Source organism: Bradyrhizobium sp. NAS80.1 (assembly GCF_001908205.1).
Classification (GTDB): Bacteria; Pseudomonadota; Alphaproteobacteria; order Rhizobiales; family Xanthobacteraceae; genus Bradyrhizobium.
Genome location: NZ_LGHL01000003.1, coordinates 1 through 15,318 on the forward strand (window position 1 = coordinate 1; position 15,318 = coordinate 15,318).

Here is a 15,318-nt window from a genome sequence, read left to right on the forward strand (position 1 = left end):
CGCGCCCCCTAGTTAAATCCTGATCCTAGAGAATCACGACACGAAACGCTTCGCTACCGACTTCTTCAACAGCCTGCTAGAGCGTTTTCGAGCGAAGTGGATACCGGTGCGCGTCAAGAAAACGCGTAAAAATAGGAATCCAGAGCCCCGTTGCGATTCGATCGGAACGGAAATGGCTCTAATCCTCAGGCTCCGCATTCGGCGCGAGATCAGAGGAGCGGAAGGGCTTGGCCTTGTCCAGTTTCCGGTAGGCTTCCGAGGCGGTTCGCAGCAGCTTCTTTTCTCGCTTGCGGTTGAGGAAGCGCATGCCAGCCTCGGGGCCCGCGCCGCTCAACGATGCTACAAGCGCTTGCCCTCGCGCGTCGTCGTTCAATTGTCCGAGGGACTTTTGCGCCTTACGTAATTGCTTGAGGATGGACTTGTGCTTGGTCAGCGATTTGTCGGCGAACAGATCCTGAAGCGACTCGATCGAATAGGTCAGTCGCTTGTTGAGAATCCGCAGCTTGTGCCGCCTCTCGACGTCGAGCTTCCGAAGCTTCCGAGCCTTCCTGAGCAGTGTCTTTTCCCATTCGGTCAGTTGCGCCGTCGCGTGGTCGGCGAGCGGGCGGCGGCGCAGCCTGACGGCCTCCTTGCTGCGTCGGGTCGACCAGGGGCCGCTCTCGATCCAGGTCGAGGTCTGCTCGACCAGGCGACGATAACGCGCGGATTGCAGCGCCCGTGCCAGCAGGCGGTGGCTTTCGGCGCGCTTCTCGTCCCAGTGCTGGAGTTCGGCAATCACGGCAAGCTCGTTGCCGCTCTCCGCGACGACCCGCTCAATCGCCACGTCGAGATCACGAACCATGCCGAGTTGGCTATTCAGCCATTTCAATTCGGCCCAGACATTCGGCCGCAGCGCGTCGTCGGCCATTGGCGAGAAGAAGCGGATGGCGGTGCGCAGATGAGTCAAGGCGATCCGGATCTGATGCAGCGCCTCCGGGTCCCCGCCGCATGTACCCTCATGTTGGGCGAGGACGGCGTCGAGATGACGGCGGGCGATGATCCGGAACGCCGTATCGCAAGCCATGCCGGGGCTGAGGCGGCCGGGCAGGGCGTTGCGCCTGGTCGCCGGCTTGGCGTGCGCGGTCGCCGACGAACTCTTGGTGGGTCGCGACATCCTTGCCCGCGCCAATCAGATTGCCTTATTTTCCCTCAGCGATCGCGTCGCGGCAGCGCTGGAGCGTCTGCTCTTGTGTCCCGGATGCATCGATGGTCGCCCAACCGATGTGGCCGATCTTATAGTGCTCCTGCTGAGCGGCAACCTGCTGCGTGGCGTCGGATGCGTCCCCCTGGCGGCTTCCGATCCGCGCCTGCCGCGTTGCGAGGTCCGCAACGAGGAATAGGCCGCTCAGCGGCATGTTGCGCTGGCGCGCCAACGCGGCGACAGCGTCTCGCTCATCCTCGCGAGCGAATACGCCGTCGATGATCGCCGAATGGCCTTGCGCCAGCACCCGCCGGGCGTGTTGGGCCAATGTGTCGTAAACGCGAGCCGTGACCTCTGGTGTGTATGCGGATGGCGGCAGCCGGTGCGTGTCCTTGACCCCGAACATCTGTTTGCGGACGAGGTCGCTGCGCAGGACGACGGCTCCCGGCTGTGGCGTAATGATCGGCGCGAGCGCACGTGCCAAAACCGACTTTCCGGTGCCTGAGAGTCCGCCGACCGCAATCAGGCGCGGGGCAGGAGGATGGATCAACGTCCGCGCGAGGTCAAAATAACGCCTTGCGTCGTCAAGAGTGCCGGGATCATGGGAATGCGCTGGCTTCAGCCGTGCCAGCGCCACCTGGGCGCGGATCCCCGCCCGGATGGACATGAACAGCGGCAGGGCGGAGAGGCCGTCGAGGTTCTCGGGCGGCGTCGAAGCAAGATATCGGTTCAGGACGATGTTGGCCGCGAGGGATTGATCGTGGTGCAACAGGTCCATCAGCGTGAATGCGAGATCGTAGAACACATCGACAGTTGCCATCTGCGCGTCGAACTCGATGGCGTCAAACAGGACCGGCTGTTCGTCGATCGACACGATGTTCGCAAGATGCAGGTCGCCGTGACAGCGGCGCACGAAGCCCTGACGGCCGCGCTCCTCGAGCAAGGGACGGATGCGTAAAAATGCCTCGTGCGAGGCTTTGCCGAGTTGCTCGATCTCTTCAGCTTCCAAATGGCGGCCTTTCCGCAGGCCGTTGCTGTTTCCATCGATCAGTCCGGGGATGGAGGAAACCCATGCCTTGCCGTTGGCACGGGGCGCCGCCGCGTGCGAATCCACGATTGCGTCGGCGGCAGCCGAGACAAGGTTCGCATTCAGCGGGCCGGCCTTTGCCAGATGGTCCAGCGTCCGGCGTTCGTCGAAACGAGACATGTCGACCGCATACTCGACCGGCCGGCCGTGACCGTTGACCTGCAGTGATCCGTCCGGCTCTTCCGTGATCGCCACGACGCCGTGATAGATCTGTGGTGCCAACGGCCGGTTGATCCGGATCTCCTCCTCGCAGGCCGCCTTGCGCCTCTCGAGCGTCGAATAGTCGAGGAACGGAAACCTGACGGCCCGCTTGATCTTCAACGCGCGAGTCCCGTCGAGAAACACCGAAGCCGCGTGGGTGTCGATCCGTTTCACGTCGGGACGCGCGCTTAGTGCTTGGAAGACCCGTTCCTGGGCTGCAGACTCGTCCGTCATCTTTGCGGGCATATCCAGATGCATCGGCAAGCGCTCGGGAAGCAGGCTAACTCTTAGAGCGGGATCGCGGCCAGTCCTTGACTTCCGTCAAGGCCTGCCGTCGGCTGCCTGAGCGGTATTCCCGCCTTGAGGAGAATCAAGGGTCCCGGCGAAAGCGGGGCTATCACGATCAGCAAGGAGAATTCCGATGCCCATCAAGGACGTCTTTCTGCCGCTTGTTGGCCCTCCGCGCGGGCCGGCCCTCGCTGCGGTTGAGAAATGCGTGGCTGTGGCCGCGGGCCTCGGCGCCAGGATCACCGCGTTCGCTCTGGAAGACGATGTTTTCGTGCGCCCGACAGTGGTGTTTCCGGCCGATCCGGAATCCGCCCAAGCTGCGGGCGCGCGCGAAGCGTGCGACATGCAGCAACTCCTGAATGCCTTCGTCAATGCAGCCTCCCGCACAGGCATTCGCGCCCAAAGCCGCTCCGGCAAGGTGCCAGCCGACCAGATCGCTTCGACCCTGGCCGAGCATGCGCGTTTCAGCGATCTCTCGCTGGTCCCCGTGAAGCCGCATGATAGTCGAACGGAGCATATCATCGAAACGTTCCTGTTCGAATCCGGCCGGCCGCTCCTGCTCTGCCCGGAACAGCATGTGGACGAGCTACGACCGGAATTTGAGAACGTCATGATCGCGTGGGACCACTCCGCGCGTGCGGCGCGGGCGGTGGGAGATGCGTTGCCGGTCCTTCAGGCGGCCGCCTCTGTTCGGGTGGTGACCGTGGCGGACGACAAGACCGACGCGATCGTGCAATCCAGAACGGCACTCGTTGACCATCTCAGGGAACACGGTGTCTACGCCTCGTTCGAAACCGCGAAGGGCAGCGGCAGTTCGATCGGCAAGGTTCTCGGAAGCTGGGCGAACTCCCATGCCATCGATGCTCTCGTGATGGGAGCCTACCACCATTCGCGCCTGAACGAGACCGTTTGGGGCGGTGTGACAAAGACCGTCATTGGCGAGCCACCGTGCTGGGTTATGATCTCGCACTAGCCAAGTTTCCGGCCTGACCTTAACCTTCGGAACCGCCACCGATCGGGCGCATTTCATGTCAACCTACCGCTTGAAGAATCTGCTGTCGCCGCGCTCAGTCGCGCTCGTCGGGGCGAGCGCCCGTCCGGTCTCCGTGGGACGCGCCATTCTGGAGAACATTCACAAGGCCGAATTCAAGGGGCAGTTCGGTCTGGTCAATCCGCGTCACGCCGAGATCGGCGGCATTGCCGCGGTGAAGAGCCTGGACAGGCTGGACTTCGTGCCCGAGCTGGTGGTCATCACCGCGCCGGCGCGGGAGGTTCCCGCCATCATCGACCAAGCCGGGCGGCGCGGCTCGGCGGGTGCGCTGATCGTCTCGGCCGGACTGGGGCACGGACCGGGATCCCTGCACGAGGCCGCAATCGCTGCGGCCCGCAAATACGGCATGCGGCTGATCGGGCCGAACTGCCTCGGCATTATGATGCCCGGCGTGAGCCTCAATGCCAGCTTTGCCGCGCACATGCCGGGGGCAGGAAATCTCGCGCTGATTTCGCAATCGGGTGCGATCGCCGCCGGCATGGTGGATTGGGCCGCGCAGCGCGGCGTCGGCTTCTCCGGCATCGTCTCGATCGGCGATCAGATCGACGTCGATATTGCCGACCTGCTCGACCATTTCGCGATGGATCACAAGACCCGCGCGATTCTGCTCTATGTCGAGGCCATCAAGGACGCGCGCAAGTTCATGTCGGCGGCGCGCGCCGCGGCACGCGTAAAACCGGTCGTCGTGGTGAAGTCCGGCCGCATGGCGCAGGGTGCGAAGGCCGCTGCCACCCATACCGGCGCACTGGCCGGTGCCGACGCCGTCTATGACGCCGCGTTCCGCCGCGCGGGTGTTCTGCGCGTCTCTGACCTGCGCGAGCTGTTCGACTGCGCCGAGACGCTTGGCCGTGTCGAATCTCCGACTGGAAAGCGCCTCGCCATCCTGACGAATGGGGGTGGCATCGGCGTCCTCGCCATCGATCGATTGGTTGATCTTGGCGGAATTCCGGCGTCCATCTCGGCGGACGCTCGCAAGAAACTCGATGACGTGTTGCCGCCGACCTGGTCCGGCGCAAATCCCGTCGACATCGTGGGCGATGCCGATGCACCGCGCTACGCGGCGGCACTGGAGGTGCTGCTCGGCGATTCCGATAATGACGCCGTCCTCGTCCTCAATGTGCAGACAGCAATCGCTTCGGCCGCCGACATCGCGGCGACCGTGACGGAGCTCGTCGGAAAATACCGCGAGCGGCAGCGCCGATGGGCAAAGCCCGTGCTGGCCGCCTGGGTCGGAGCCGACCACAACATCATTCAGGCGCTTTCCGACGCCGGCATTCCGAACTATCCGACCGAAGATGACGCCGTGCGCGGCTTCATGCATCTCGTGAGGCATCGCGAAGTGGTGGAGGAGCTGAGCCAGGTTCCGCCGGCGATGCCAGATAGGTTCGCGCCGGATGCCCGGGCGGCCAGGAAGATCGTCACCGCTGCGATCGCCGACGGCCGCAAATGGCTCGAGCCTGTCGAGATCAAGCACCTGCTCGAGGCCTACGACATCGCGATGGTGCCGACCTATGCCGCGACCGATGTCGAGCAGGCGGTGGCCTACGCCAACGAGATGTTTGCGAAAGGCGCCACAGTCGTGCTGAAGATCATGTCGCGCGACATCGTCCACAAGTCTGACGTTGGTGGCGTCGTCCTCAATCTGACGACGCCAGACGCCGTACGCGCGGCTGCCACCGACATTCTCGCCCGCGCGAGGAAGCTGCGTCCCGAAGCCCGCATTGAGGGCGTTATCGTGCAGGCGATGGTCGTCAAGGCGAAGGCGCGCGAGCTGATCCTCGGTCTGGCCGACGATCCCACCTTCGGCACCGTCGTCGTCTTCGGCCGGGGCGGGACCGCAGTGGAGATCATCAACGACAAGGCACTTGCGCTGCCGCCGCTCGATCTGCAGCTCGCCCGCGACCTGATCGACCGCACGCGCGTGTCGCGGCTGCTTCGCGCCTATCGGGACGTGCCGGCGGTGAAACAGGACGCCGTCGCGCTGGTGTTGGTCAAGCTAGCGCAGATGGCGGCCGACATCCCGGAGATCCGTGAATTCGACATCAACCCGTTGCTTGCGGACGAAACCGGCGTGACGGCCGTCGATGCCCGCGTCGCGGTGGGACTGCCGGAGCGAAAGTTCGCAGGCTCCGGCCCAGCCAATTTCGCCGTTCGCGCCTATCCGTCGCAATGGGAACGCCAGCTGGCGTTGAAGGGCGACTGGCGCATCTTCGTGCGGCCTCTGCGCCCCGAGGACGAGCCAACCATCCATGAATTCCTGCGTCACGTCACGCCGCAAGACCTCCGCCTGCGCTTCTTCGCGCCGATGAAGGAGTTCACCCACGAGTTCATCGCGCGCCTGACCCAGCTCGACTATGCGCGCGCGATGGCTTTCATCGCATTCGACGAGGCCACTAACGAGATGGTCGGCGTGGTCCGGCTCCATTCGGACTCGATCTACGAGAGCGGCGAATACGCGATCCTGCTGCGGTCTGATCTCAAGGGCAGGGGGCTGGGATGGACCCTGATGCAATTGATCATCGATTACGCAAAGTCGGAAGGGCTGAAGGTCATATCGGGCGACGTGCTCCAGGAGAACACCGCGATGCTCGATATGTGCCGGCAGCTTGGTTTCGAGGTAAAGCCGGATCCGAGCGAGCCGGACATCTGTGACGTCCGGCTGAAGCTCTGAGCGCGGGGCTAGGAGCGCGCGTCAGCCGACGTTGCAGCGGCGGATTCCCTCGCCGACTTCCGCAGGCTCTTGATGATGATGGCGATCAGCGGCACCAGCACCGGCGCGACCGTGCTCAGCGGATGATGCACCGCGCCGGACACCTGGGCCTGGAACGCCCGCGCCTCAAGCTGCAGGGCTTCGATGGATGTGCCGTGAATTTCATTGGCGAGCTTAAGGTCGCGACCCGAGGGAGGACGGCCAGCAATGACGAAGAGAACGCCCGCGATAGCGAAATTGACGGCGCCAAGGATGGCGGCCGCGGCAATTGCGCTCCAGATCTGCACGAGTGCGAAATAGGCCGAAAGCTCCAACATCAGGAGCCCGAATGCTGCGATCAGCGCCGCGAAGGCGCGAAGGCCCAGCCCGACCAGAAGATTGCGTAGCCTGATGTCCGCGATGATCCTGTCCGTGCGCCACAGCGCGCGCAGATGTTTGACTACATTTTCCGTATTCACCTAGTGCCTCCTCAGCATGAAGCCGACGACCACGCCGAGCGCGAAGGCGGACGCAAGCGATGCAACCGGGCGCTCCGTGATGAGGCCCTGGAGCTGTTCCTGCTCGTCGCTGACGGTCTCGCCGAGTTCGGCAAGCGCTGCCCAGATCTGATCGGCCAGGCCTCGGCACGATCTTTCGAATTGTCGAACATCTCCTCGCCGGCGGTGCTCAGCAGACGCGTGACGTCGACCTTCAGCGCCCGCAGTTCTTCGCTCATCCTGTCGCTATCGAACATGGATTTGTTGTCTCCATTGAATCGAAGTGAACCTAAGACCTGCGGGAGCGCTCGCGCTTGACTTGCGTCAAGGGGCGGTGCGTGGTCCTGGTCTTGAGACAGGTCAAACCGATCGCCACATGCTGGCCTAGAAATACCGGCTGAATAGGGGCCAATTGTCCCGAAGAGGAGGAAGTGTGAACTCCGAACCGCTGTTGCTGGCGACGCCGTCCGGCGATGCGCTGAACCTGCGCCCGGAAGGGCCGTGGACCGCAGCGAATGTGGCGACGCTCGAAACGCTGTCCCGATCGGTCGGGGCGGATGTCGATCGATCCAGATCCGTGACGCTGGACATGTCAGGCGTCGGCGCGCTCGACACGCTCGGCGCCTGGGTCCTGGAAAAGCTGACGCGCAGGGCCGCATCCTCCGGCAGATCGGCCGAACTCGTCGGTGTCGCCGATCATTTCAGCGGGCTGATGGACGAGGTGCGTCAGGTCAATCGCCATACGCCAGCGCCGGCGGCCGCGCCGAACCCGGTTCTGCTCTGGCTGAACGATCTCGGCAAGTCCACGATCGGCGCGCGAGAAGACATCGCGGTCTTTCTTCAAATGCTCGGCGCACTGTTCACGGCCGTGATCGGCGTACTGCGTCGGCCACGATCGCTGCGGCTGACGTCGCTGGTCTACCAGCTCTACCGGATCGGATGGCAGGCGATTCCCATCATCGTGCTGATCACCTTCCTGATCGGGGCGATCATTGCCCAGCAGGGCTTCTTCCATTTCCGCAGGTTCGGTGCCGAGTCCTACACCGTCGACATGGTTGGCATCCTGGTGCTGCGCGAGCTCGGGGTGCTGATCGTCGCGATCATGGTCGCCGGCCGCTCGGGAAGCGCCTACACGGCCGAGCTCGGGTCGATGAAGATGCGCGAGGAGATCGACGCGCTCTCGACTATGGGGCTCGACCCTGTCCATGTCCTGATCCTGCCGCGCGTTGCGGCCCTGGTCATTGCGCTGCCGATCCTCGCCTTCATCGGATCGATTGCCGCACTCTATGGCGGCGGCCTGGTCGCGCAATTCTACGGGGATATGGGACCGGCGATTTACATTGCACGGCTGCATGAGGCCATATCCGTCACCCATTTCGAGGTCGGCATCCTGAAAGCACCGTTCATGGCGCTGGTGATCGGGATCGTCGCCTGCAGCGAGGGACTGCGCGTGAAGGGTAGCGCCGAGTCGCTCGGACGGCAGACCACGACGTCGGTGGTCAAGTCGATCTTCCTGGTGATCGTGCTCGACGGCCTGTTCGCGATCTTCTTTGCCTCGATCGGAATGTGACGATGGAGGGAACGCAGGAAGAGTTCGCGATCCGCGTCCGCGACCTCGTGGTCGGCTTCGGGCGCCAGACAGTGCTCGACCATCTGTCGCTTGATGTGCGCCGGGGCGAGATCCTCGGGCTGGTGGGCGCGTCTGGTGGCGGCAAGTCGGTGTTGATGCGGACCATCATTGGTCTCATCCCACGCCAAGGCGGGACCATCGAAGTCATGGGACAGCCAATCGGCGGCCGCACGCAAGACGCGGCCACGACATGGGGCATCCTGTTCCAGCAGGGTGCGCTGTTCTCCTCGCTGACGGTTCGGCAGAACGTCCAGTTTCCGCTGCGCGAAAATCTTGTCCTGTCGCCGGAGTTGATGGACGAGATCGCGATTGCCAAGCTCGAAATGGTCGGGCTGCGGCCGCAGGATGCAGATAAATATCCGGCAGAACTGTCGGGTGGCATGACCAAGCGCGTGGCGCTGGCGCGCGCCCTTGCCCTCGATCCGCCGATCCTGTTTCTCGACGAGCCGACCTCCGGCCTCGATCCGATCGCCGCCGGTGATTTTGATGCGCTGATCAGGACGCTGCAAAAGACTTTGGGACTGACCGTGTTCATGGTCACCCATGACCTTGCGAGCCTCACCACGGTCTGCGACCGCGTCGCCGCGCTCGCGGACGGCAAGATCGTGGCTATCGGCCCGATGCGCGAACTGCTGCAATCCGAGCATCCCTGGGTGCGCGCCTATTTCCACGGCAAGCGCTCGCAGATGCTGCAACACCAGATGAGATGAGACATGGAAACCCGCGCTCCCTATGTGCTGATCGGCGCCTTCGTGCTGGCCGCGATTCTCGCGGTGTTCGGCTTCGTCTATTGGCTGAACAATACCGGTGGCATCGGGCCGCGCACGAACTACCACGTGCAATTCCAGGGACCGGTGCCGGGCTTGCTGGTCGGCGCCGGCGTGCTGTTCAACGGCATCCGCGTCGGTGAGGTGACGCAGCTCGGCCTTGCGCCGGACAACCCGCGCTTCGTCAATGCGACGATCTCGGTCGCCACGACGACGCCGGTGCGTGCCGACACCAAGGTCGGGCTCGATTTCCAGGGGCTGACCGGCGTGCCGGTGGTGACGCTTGAGGGCGGTATGATCGTCGCCAAAGCCGGCGAGACCCCGACCTTGATCGCCGAGGCCGGCGCCGGCCAGAGCATGACGCAAGCGGCGCGCGACGCGCTGCGGCGGGTCGACACCGTTCTGGAGGACAATTCCGGGCCGCTGAAGGACACAATCGCCAACTTCAAGACGTTCTCCGACGGGCTCGCGCGCAACACCGGCAAGCTCGACGGCATCCTGGCGGGCCTCGAGAAGATGACCGGCGGCGGCGCGCCCGCGCAGAAAATTACCTACGACCTGCGCACGCCGCAGAACCTGGGGCCGACCGGCAAGACGCTCTCGGCGTCATTGGCCATACCCGAGCCGACCGCGGTCGCGATGCTCCAGACGCAGCGAATGCTGTTCTCGCCGGTTGGGGACAATCCGGGCTTTGCCGACTTCCTCTGGGCCGACAGCATCCCGAAACTGGTGCAGGCGCGGTTGATCGACAGTTTCGAGAACTACGACATTGCCCACGCGCCGTTGCGCACGACCGATCTCGGGCAGGCGGATTATCAGCTCCTGATCGACATCAGACGCTTCCGGATTGCCACGGAAGGCGAGACCAGGGTCGAGATTGGTCTATCGGCGCGGATCGTTGACAAGACCGGCAAGGTGATTGCCTCGCGCCTGGTCGAGACCAGCGAGAAGCTCGACAAGGTCGAGCCGGCCGCAGCAGTCGCAGCGTTCGACGCAGCCTTTGCCCGTGTCGCGAAGGAGCTGATCGGCTGGACCGTGCAGGCGGTGTGACGCCGGCTATTCCAGCGTCTTCAGGTAGGACAGCAGATCGTGGATCTGGTTCGGATTGAGCTCGAAGGCTGGCATGTCAGCGTGGCCGGTGTAGATGCCTTCGGCCAGCGCCTCGCCGAGGGTCTCGATCGGATAACGCTGGTGCAGGGTGCGCAGGGGCGGCGCGATCTTGAGCGGGCTTGCCGAGGTGCGATCGATCGCGTGGCAGCGTGCGCAATTGGCCCGCGCAAAGGTCTTACCCCGCTGGGCGGCGATCGGTCCGGCCAGGGCAGGGGTGGCCAGAAGCAGCGCAATCAGGCCTTGAATTCGGCCTTGGCGGAGCGCGCCTTGCAGCATCAACGTGATCCCCTTGAACTCCGGAAAGCAGAATAAGGCGGGGATACCTGCCAAATTTGATTTGAGTCAATTGGCTTTGGCGCAGTGCAGTAAAATGCAGCCTGCGCGGTAGACTCGGCCTGATGCGGAGGCAGCCGGCGCTTGGAGCGGTGGATGAAGCCTTCCGTGGTGACAATTGAGCCGAACGGGCATTTCTGCAGTGATTGCGCGGTCCGCGACTTCGCGGTGTGTTCGTCGCTGGACCCGGCCGAGCTTAGGGAATTCGAGCATCTGGGGCGTCGAGTCCATTTTGGTACGGGCGAGACCGTCTTCTCCGAGGAAGATATTACGACCTCGTTCTACAATCTCCTCGAAGGCGTCATGCGCTCTACAAGCTGCTGCCCGACGGCCGGCGGCAGATCGTGGGGTTTGCCTTGCCCGGCGATTTCCTGGGGATGAATCTTTCCGGCCGTCACAATTTCTCGGCCGATGCGATCGGCGCGGTGACCGTGTGCCAGTTCGCAAAGGCGCCCTTCGGCCGTTTCATTGAGGACCGGCCGCATCTGCTCCGACGGATCAACGAACTGGCGATTCGCGAGTTGAGCCAGGCGCGGGATCACATGGTTCTGCTCGGCCGCCGCTCGGCGGACGAGAAAATTGCGACCTTTCTGCTCGGCTGGCGCGAACGGCTGTTCGCGCTCAAGGGGCTGCCCGACACGGTGCCACTTCCGATGAGCCGCCAGGATATTGCGGACTATCTCGGCCTGACCATCGAAACCGTCAGCCGCACCTTCACCAAGCTGGAGCGCCACGGCACGATCGAGATCATTCACGGCGGCATCAGCCTGCTCGACCCTGCACGCGTCGAGGCCCTGGCTGCTGCTTGACGTCTGATCCATACGCGGCGCTCCGCGATTTTGATCCCGATTAATGACGCCGTCCACGTGCCGCCGATAATGCCCAAAACAATCGGGGAGGTGGTTTATGCCCGCTGACGCGTTGCCGGTGACCATTGTCGTCGTAGCGGTCTTCGTCGGTTTTGCCGGCGCTTTGGCTTGGGCGGACCGACAAACCAGCGCAGGCCGGCTCGACCGGGATTCCAAGCGTGAAGCTCCTGAGGCCGCAGCCCCATCTGACGGGCTGATCGCCGGCCAACTCTTGACCATTCGGTAGCGCCTCAACGCAATCGCAGCTTGCGCTGTGTGCAACTCTGAAGCGGCCAAAATGGATCGGCGCATCCTTCGGATGCCGAGTTCGAGCCCTCCGCGGCATTTTCGCCGTATTTGCCTCAAGCCGCGGGCTTGCTTTCCGGTTGAAAACCCTGCCAACGTTGACTACGCAGGAACTCCAGTGCCTCGCAGTCTTAGGAGCCCCGTGGCGTGCCTCAGGACAAGACCGGCGACCCCCGACAGTCGGCGGGCAACAAACTATCGGTCCTGCGCAAGCACCCGATCTTCGCGGATCTGGAGCCGGAGGCGCTCGATCAGCTCTGCCGTTACGCCAAACACACCACGGTGAAGCGCGGGGCGACGATCGCTGCCAAGGGCGATCCCGGCAACAACCTGTTCGCGGTGATCACGGGGACAGTAAAGATTTCCTCTTCATCGCCAGATGGCCGCAACGCTATTCTCAATCTCATCGGTCCCGGAGAAATCTTTGGCGAGATCGCGGTTCTCGACGGTGCGCCCCGTTCGGCCGATGCGACCGCCAACACCAATTGCGAGCTCTACATCATCGATCGCCGGGACTTCCTGCCGTTCGTGAAGAGCCAGCCGGCGCTGGCCATGAAATTCATCGAGCTGCTCTGCGCACGCCTGCGCTGGACCAGCCAGCAGGTCGAGCAGGTGATCCTGCAGAATCTTCCGGGCCGGCTTGCGAGCGCGCTGCTCGGTCTCACCGAAGAGCGCAAGCTCGATTCAGGCAGTGGCATGCTCGCCATCACGCAGCAGGAGATCAGCGAGATGGTGGGAATGACGCGCGAGAGCATCAACAAGCAATTGCGCGCCTGGGCCGGGCGCAACTGGGTCCGCCTCGAGCATGGCGCGATCGTCGTGCTGGATATCGACGCGCTGCGCGAACTCGCCGAGAGCGGCCTCGACGGCGAGTAGGCTTCACACCTAATTGTCGATGATGGCGACCGCGCGGGTCCAGCCCGCGGAGGCACGTTCGATCTTCACCGGAAAGCACGAGACCGCAAATCCGGTCGAGGGCAGCTTGTCGAGATTGTGCAGCTTCTCGAGGTGGCAATAGCCGATGTGCCGTCCCGCCTTATGGCCTTCCCAGATCAGTCCGGCATTTTTTGTTTCAGCATATTTCTTTGCGGTGTAGACGAACGGCGCGTCCCAGCTCCAGCCGTCGGTGCCGGTCAGGCGCACACCGCGTTCGAGCAGGTACATAGTGGCCTCATAGCCCATGCCGCAGCCGGAATTGACGTAGTCGGCCTGGCCGAATTTGGCGCCGGCGCTGGTGTTGACGACCACGATCTCAAGTGGCGACAGCGTATGCCCGATGCGTTTCAGCTCCTTCTCGACGTCGGCGGCGGTGGCCACGCAGCCGTCAGGCAGATGCCGGAAATCGAGCTTCACGCCGGGCTGAAAACACCATTCGAGAGGCACCTCGTCGATGGTCCACGACCGCTCGCCGCGATTCATGGTCGGATGGAAATGCCAGGGAGCGTCGAGATGCGTGCCGTTGTGGGTCGACAGCGAGACCTGTTCGACGGCCCATCCCTGGCCGTCCGGCAAGTCCTGCGCCTTGAGCCCGTCGAAGAATTGCAGCATGCGCGGCAGGCCCTGCTGGTGATCGATGTACTGGATCGTCGGGTGGTTGCCCGGCGGATCGGCCGTCACGTCGTTGCGCAACGGCACGGAGATGTCGATCAGCTTCCGCGGCATGGGCATTCCCTCGAGATGATCCGATGTTTCTGACATCTTGAGGGGCCTCCATTGGCGGCGTCAAGTCACGCGCCGGCGACGTCAAGTGACGCGCTGGCGACGTCAAGTGACGCGCTGGCGACGCCAGGCCAGCCCGCGGTGATGAGTAACGGCAGATCGATCAATGCAACTCCTGCATTGATCGATGCCGGAATTGGCTTGGACTCAGAATGCCGCCCGCCCTAGGGACGAGATTGGCGATATCGCGCTGATGCAGCGCGTTCGCACAAGGATGGGGCGACCGTCTTGTCCGAACCTCCAAGCCGCAGCCAATAGCGGTCGAGCATGAAACGAGAGGAGCGTCCATGGATCCGACGAGCATCGTCACCTCGCATCCAGCATTGGCCGACGGCGAGGCGATTGCAGCGGGGCCGGCTCTTGCCGCCCAGGCCTCCGCTGGAGAGGGCTGCGGGGAATTTCCCCGATATCAGCCACCTCTTCATGCCACGACGCCGGGGACTACACGGCGAAGCAGCCAAATCCGCTCGACTCCGTCGCACAATCCTACCAAGGTGGTGCGGTTGTAGCGCTTGACTTCACACCTGAAGTGGAGCGACCCAAGGCGGCCGGCAGCACCTGCCCAACGACAACATAACTAACTCAGGAGGAAAGCCCAGATGAAGACACTAACCGGTATCATTGCAGCCGCTGTGCTGGCGGTCTCAGCGCCCTTGGCGACTGCGCGCGATTTCCGCTCCGCCGACATCCATCCCGCCGATTATCCGACCGTCGAAGCCGTCAAGTTCATGGGCAAACAGCTCGCGACGGCGAGCGGCGGCAAGCTTGGCGTGAAGGTGTTTCCCAATGGAGCCCTTGGCTCCGAGAAGGACACCATCGAGCAACTCAAGATCGGCGCACTCGACATGATGCGGATCAACGCATCGCCGCTGAACAACTTCGTGCCTGAGACCATCGCGTTGTGTCTGCCCTTCGTCTTCCGGGACACGCAGCACATGCGTACGGTCCTCGACGGGCCGATCGGCGATGAGATACTGGCGGCGATGGAGCCCGCAGGATTGATCGGGCTTGCTTATTACGACAGCGGCGCCCGGTCCATCTACACCGTCAAGGCACCGGTCAAGTCGCTCGCGGATCTCAAGGGCTTGAAGATCCGCGTCCAGCAGTCCGACCTGTGGGTCGGTATGATCGAGAGCCTCGGAGCCAACCCGACGCCGATGCCGTATGGCGAGGTCTACACCGCTCTCAAGACCGGTCTGGTGGACGCTGCCGAGAACAACTGGCCCTCCTACGAGTCATCGCGCCATTTCGAGGCAGCCAAGTTCTACAATGTCACCGAGCACTCCCTGGCGCCCGAAGTTCTCGTGATGTCCAAGAAGGTCTGGGACACGCTGAGCAAGGAGGATCAGGCGATGATCCGCAAGGCGGCCAAGGAATCGGTGCCCGTCATGCGCAAGCTCTGGGACGAGCGTGAGCAGGCTTCCCGCAAGACCGTCGAGGCGGCAGGCGTTCAGGTGATCACGATCGCCAACAAGCAGGAATTCGTCGATGCGATGAAGCCGGTGTACGCGAAGTTCGCCGGTGACGAAAAGCTGCAGAGCCTCGTCAAGCGTATCCAGGACACGAAGTAAAACACAGCGGCGTCGGGTCCGGAGTCGCCGACCGGCGACAC

14 protein-coding genes and 1 pseudogene are annotated in these 15,318 nt (G+C 63.4%); 10 read left to right on the forward strand and 5 right to left on the reverse strand.

What is annotated here, in order from left to right:
* Positions 1-178: 178 nt before the first annotated feature.
* Positions 179-1,153, reverse strand: coding sequence for a CHAD domain-containing protein (locus AC629_RS00375; RefSeq protein WP_084802812.1), 975 nt, complete (start codon positions 1,151-1,153; stop codon positions 179-181).
* Between the two features lie 25 nt (positions 1,154-1,178).
* On the reverse strand, positions 1,179-2,702 hold the full coding sequence (locus AC629_RS00380) for a bifunctional aminoglycoside phosphotransferase/ATP-binding protein (protein WP_084802863.1): 1,524 nt from the start codon (positions 2,700-2,702) through the stop codon (positions 1,179-1,181).
* A gap of 187 nt (positions 2,703-2,889) precedes the next feature.
* Between AC629_RS00380 and AC629_RS00385 the strand changes: the two genes are divergently transcribed.
* Positions 2,890-3,729: a universal stress protein gene (locus AC629_RS00385; RefSeq protein ID WP_084802813.1), complete on the forward strand. Its 840-nt coding sequence runs from the start codon at positions 2,890-2,892 to the stop codon at positions 3,727-3,729.
* 55 nt (positions 3,730-3,784) lie between these two features.
* Positions 3,785-6,478: a bifunctional acetate--CoA ligase family protein/GNAT family N-acetyltransferase gene (locus AC629_RS00390; RefSeq protein ID WP_084802814.1), complete on the forward strand. Its 2,694-nt coding sequence runs from the start codon at positions 3,785-3,787 to the stop codon at positions 6,476-6,478.
* Between the two features lie 8 nt (positions 6,479-6,486).
* Here AC629_RS00390 and AC629_RS00395 read toward each other — a convergent pair whose 3' ends face one another.
* Positions 6,487-6,975 (reverse strand): phage holin family protein, encoded by a 489-nt coding sequence (locus tag AC629_RS00395; RefSeq protein ID WP_084802815.1) that lies wholly within the window; start codon positions 6,973-6,975, stop codon positions 6,487-6,489.
* Between AC629_RS00395 and AC629_RS47585 the strand changes: the two genes are divergently transcribed.
* The 4 genes from AC629_RS47585 to AC629_RS00415 all read left to right on the forward strand — a co-directional run bounded on the left by AC629_RS47585 (position 6,949) and on the right by AC629_RS00415 (position 10,440).
* Positions 6,949-7,311, forward strand: coding sequence for a hypothetical protein (locus AC629_RS47585; protein WP_210418975.1), 363 nt, complete (start codon positions 6,949-6,951; stop codon positions 7,309-7,311). The two genes, AC629_RS00395 and AC629_RS47585, sit on opposite strands and share 27 nt — an antisense overlap.
* Before the next feature lie 115 nt (positions 7,312-7,426).
* Positions 7,427-8,563, forward strand: coding sequence for an ABC transporter permease (locus tag AC629_RS00405; RefSeq protein ID WP_084802816.1), 1,137 nt, complete (start codon positions 7,427-7,429; stop codon positions 8,561-8,563).
* Positions 8,564-8,565: 2 nt separating this feature from the next.
* Complete coding sequence (locus tag AC629_RS00410; RefSeq protein ID WP_084802817.1) at positions 8,566-9,333, forward strand: ABC transporter ATP-binding protein; 768 nt, start codon at positions 8,566-8,568, stop codon at positions 9,331-9,333.
* A gap of 3 nt (positions 9,334-9,336) precedes the next feature.
* Positions 9,337-10,440 carry an ABC-type transport auxiliary lipoprotein family protein gene (locus AC629_RS00415; protein ID WP_084802818.1) on the forward strand — a complete coding sequence of 368 codons (1,104 nt, stop codon included), beginning with the start codon at positions 9,337-9,339 and terminating at the stop codon, positions 10,438-10,440.
* Between the two features lie 6 nt (positions 10,441-10,446).
* Here AC629_RS00415 and AC629_RS00420 read toward each other — a convergent pair whose 3' ends face one another.
* Positions 10,447-10,776: a c-type cytochrome gene (locus AC629_RS00420; protein WP_084802819.1), complete on the reverse strand. Its 330-nt coding sequence runs from the start codon at positions 10,774-10,776 to the stop codon at positions 10,447-10,449.
* Between the two features lie 153 nt (positions 10,777-10,929).
* Between AC629_RS00420 and AC629_RS00425 the strand changes: the two are divergent.
* From AC629_RS00425 to AC629_RS00435, 3 genes and pseudogenes are all read left to right on the forward strand, one after another.
* Positions 10,930-11,642 (forward strand): annotated as a pseudogene (locus AC629_RS00425) (Crp/Fnr family transcriptional regulator).
* A 97-nt stretch (positions 11,643-11,739) separates the two neighbouring features.
* Positions 11,740-11,928 (forward strand): hypothetical protein, encoded by a 189-nt coding sequence (locus AC629_RS00430; protein WP_084802820.1) that lies wholly within the window; start codon positions 11,740-11,742, stop codon positions 11,926-11,928.
* A 206-nt stretch (positions 11,929-12,134) separates the two neighbouring features.
* Positions 12,135-12,863, forward strand: coding sequence for a Crp/Fnr family transcriptional regulator (locus AC629_RS00435; protein WP_074119705.1), 729 nt, complete (start codon positions 12,135-12,137; stop codon positions 12,861-12,863).
* A 9-nt stretch (positions 12,864-12,872) separates the two neighbouring features.
* Here AC629_RS00435 and AC629_RS00440 read toward each other — a convergent pair whose 3' ends face one another.
* Positions 12,873-13,649 (reverse strand): cyclase family protein, encoded by a 777-nt coding sequence (locus AC629_RS00440; protein ID WP_084802864.1) that lies wholly within the window; start codon positions 13,647-13,649, stop codon positions 12,873-12,875.
* A 656-nt stretch (positions 13,650-14,305) separates the two neighbouring features.
* On the opposite strand from AC629_RS00440, the gene AC629_RS00450 reads away from it, so the two are divergent.
* Positions 14,306-15,277, forward strand: coding sequence for a TRAP transporter substrate-binding protein (locus AC629_RS00450; protein ID WP_084802821.1), 972 nt, complete (start codon positions 14,306-14,308; stop codon positions 15,275-15,277).
* The last annotated feature ends 41 nt before the right edge of the window (positions 15,278-15,318 follow it).

Excerpts from the sequence above, each read along its gene's own strand:
- AC629_RS00375 (WP_084802812.1), bottom strand. The coding sequence starts at position 1,153 with ATGTCGCGACCCACCAAGAGTTCGTCGGCGACCGCGCACGCCAAGCCG.
- AC629_RS00380 (WP_084802863.1), bottom strand. The coding sequence starts at position 2,702 with ATGACGGACGAGTCTGCAGCCCAGGAACGGGTCTTCCAAGCACTAAGC.
- AC629_RS00385 (WP_084802813.1), top strand. The coding sequence starts at position 2,890 with ATGCCCATCAAGGACGTCTTTCTGCCGCTTGTTGGCCCTCCGCGCGGG.
- AC629_RS00390 (WP_084802814.1), top strand. The coding sequence starts at position 3,785 with ATGTCAACCTACCGCTTGAAGAATCTGCTGTCGCCGCGCTCAGTCGCG.
- AC629_RS47585 (WP_210418975.1), top strand. The coding sequence starts at position 6,949 with ATGTTTGACTACATTTTCCGTATTCACCTAGTGCCTCCTCAGCATGAA.
- AC629_RS00410 (WP_084802817.1), top strand. The coding sequence starts at position 8,566 with ATGGAGGGAACGCAGGAAGAGTTCGCGATCCGCGTCCGCGACCTCGTG.
- AC629_RS00415 (WP_084802818.1), top strand. The coding sequence starts at position 9,337 with ATGGAAACCCGCGCTCCCTATGTGCTGATCGGCGCCTTCGTGCTGGCC.
- AC629_RS00420 (WP_084802819.1), bottom strand. The coding sequence starts at position 10,776 with ATGCTGCAAGGCGCGCTCCGCCAAGGCCGAATTCAAGGCCTGATTGCG.
- AC629_RS00430 (WP_084802820.1), top strand. The coding sequence starts at position 11,740 with ATGCCCGCTGACGCGTTGCCGGTGACCATTGTCGTCGTAGCGGTCTTC.
- AC629_RS00440 (WP_084802864.1), bottom strand. The coding sequence starts at position 13,649 with ATGCCGCGGAAGCTGATCGACATCTCCGTGCCGTTGCGCAACGACGTG.
- AC629_RS00450 (WP_084802821.1), top strand. The coding sequence starts at position 14,306 with ATGAAGACACTAACCGGTATCATTGCAGCCGCTGTGCTGGCGGTCTCA.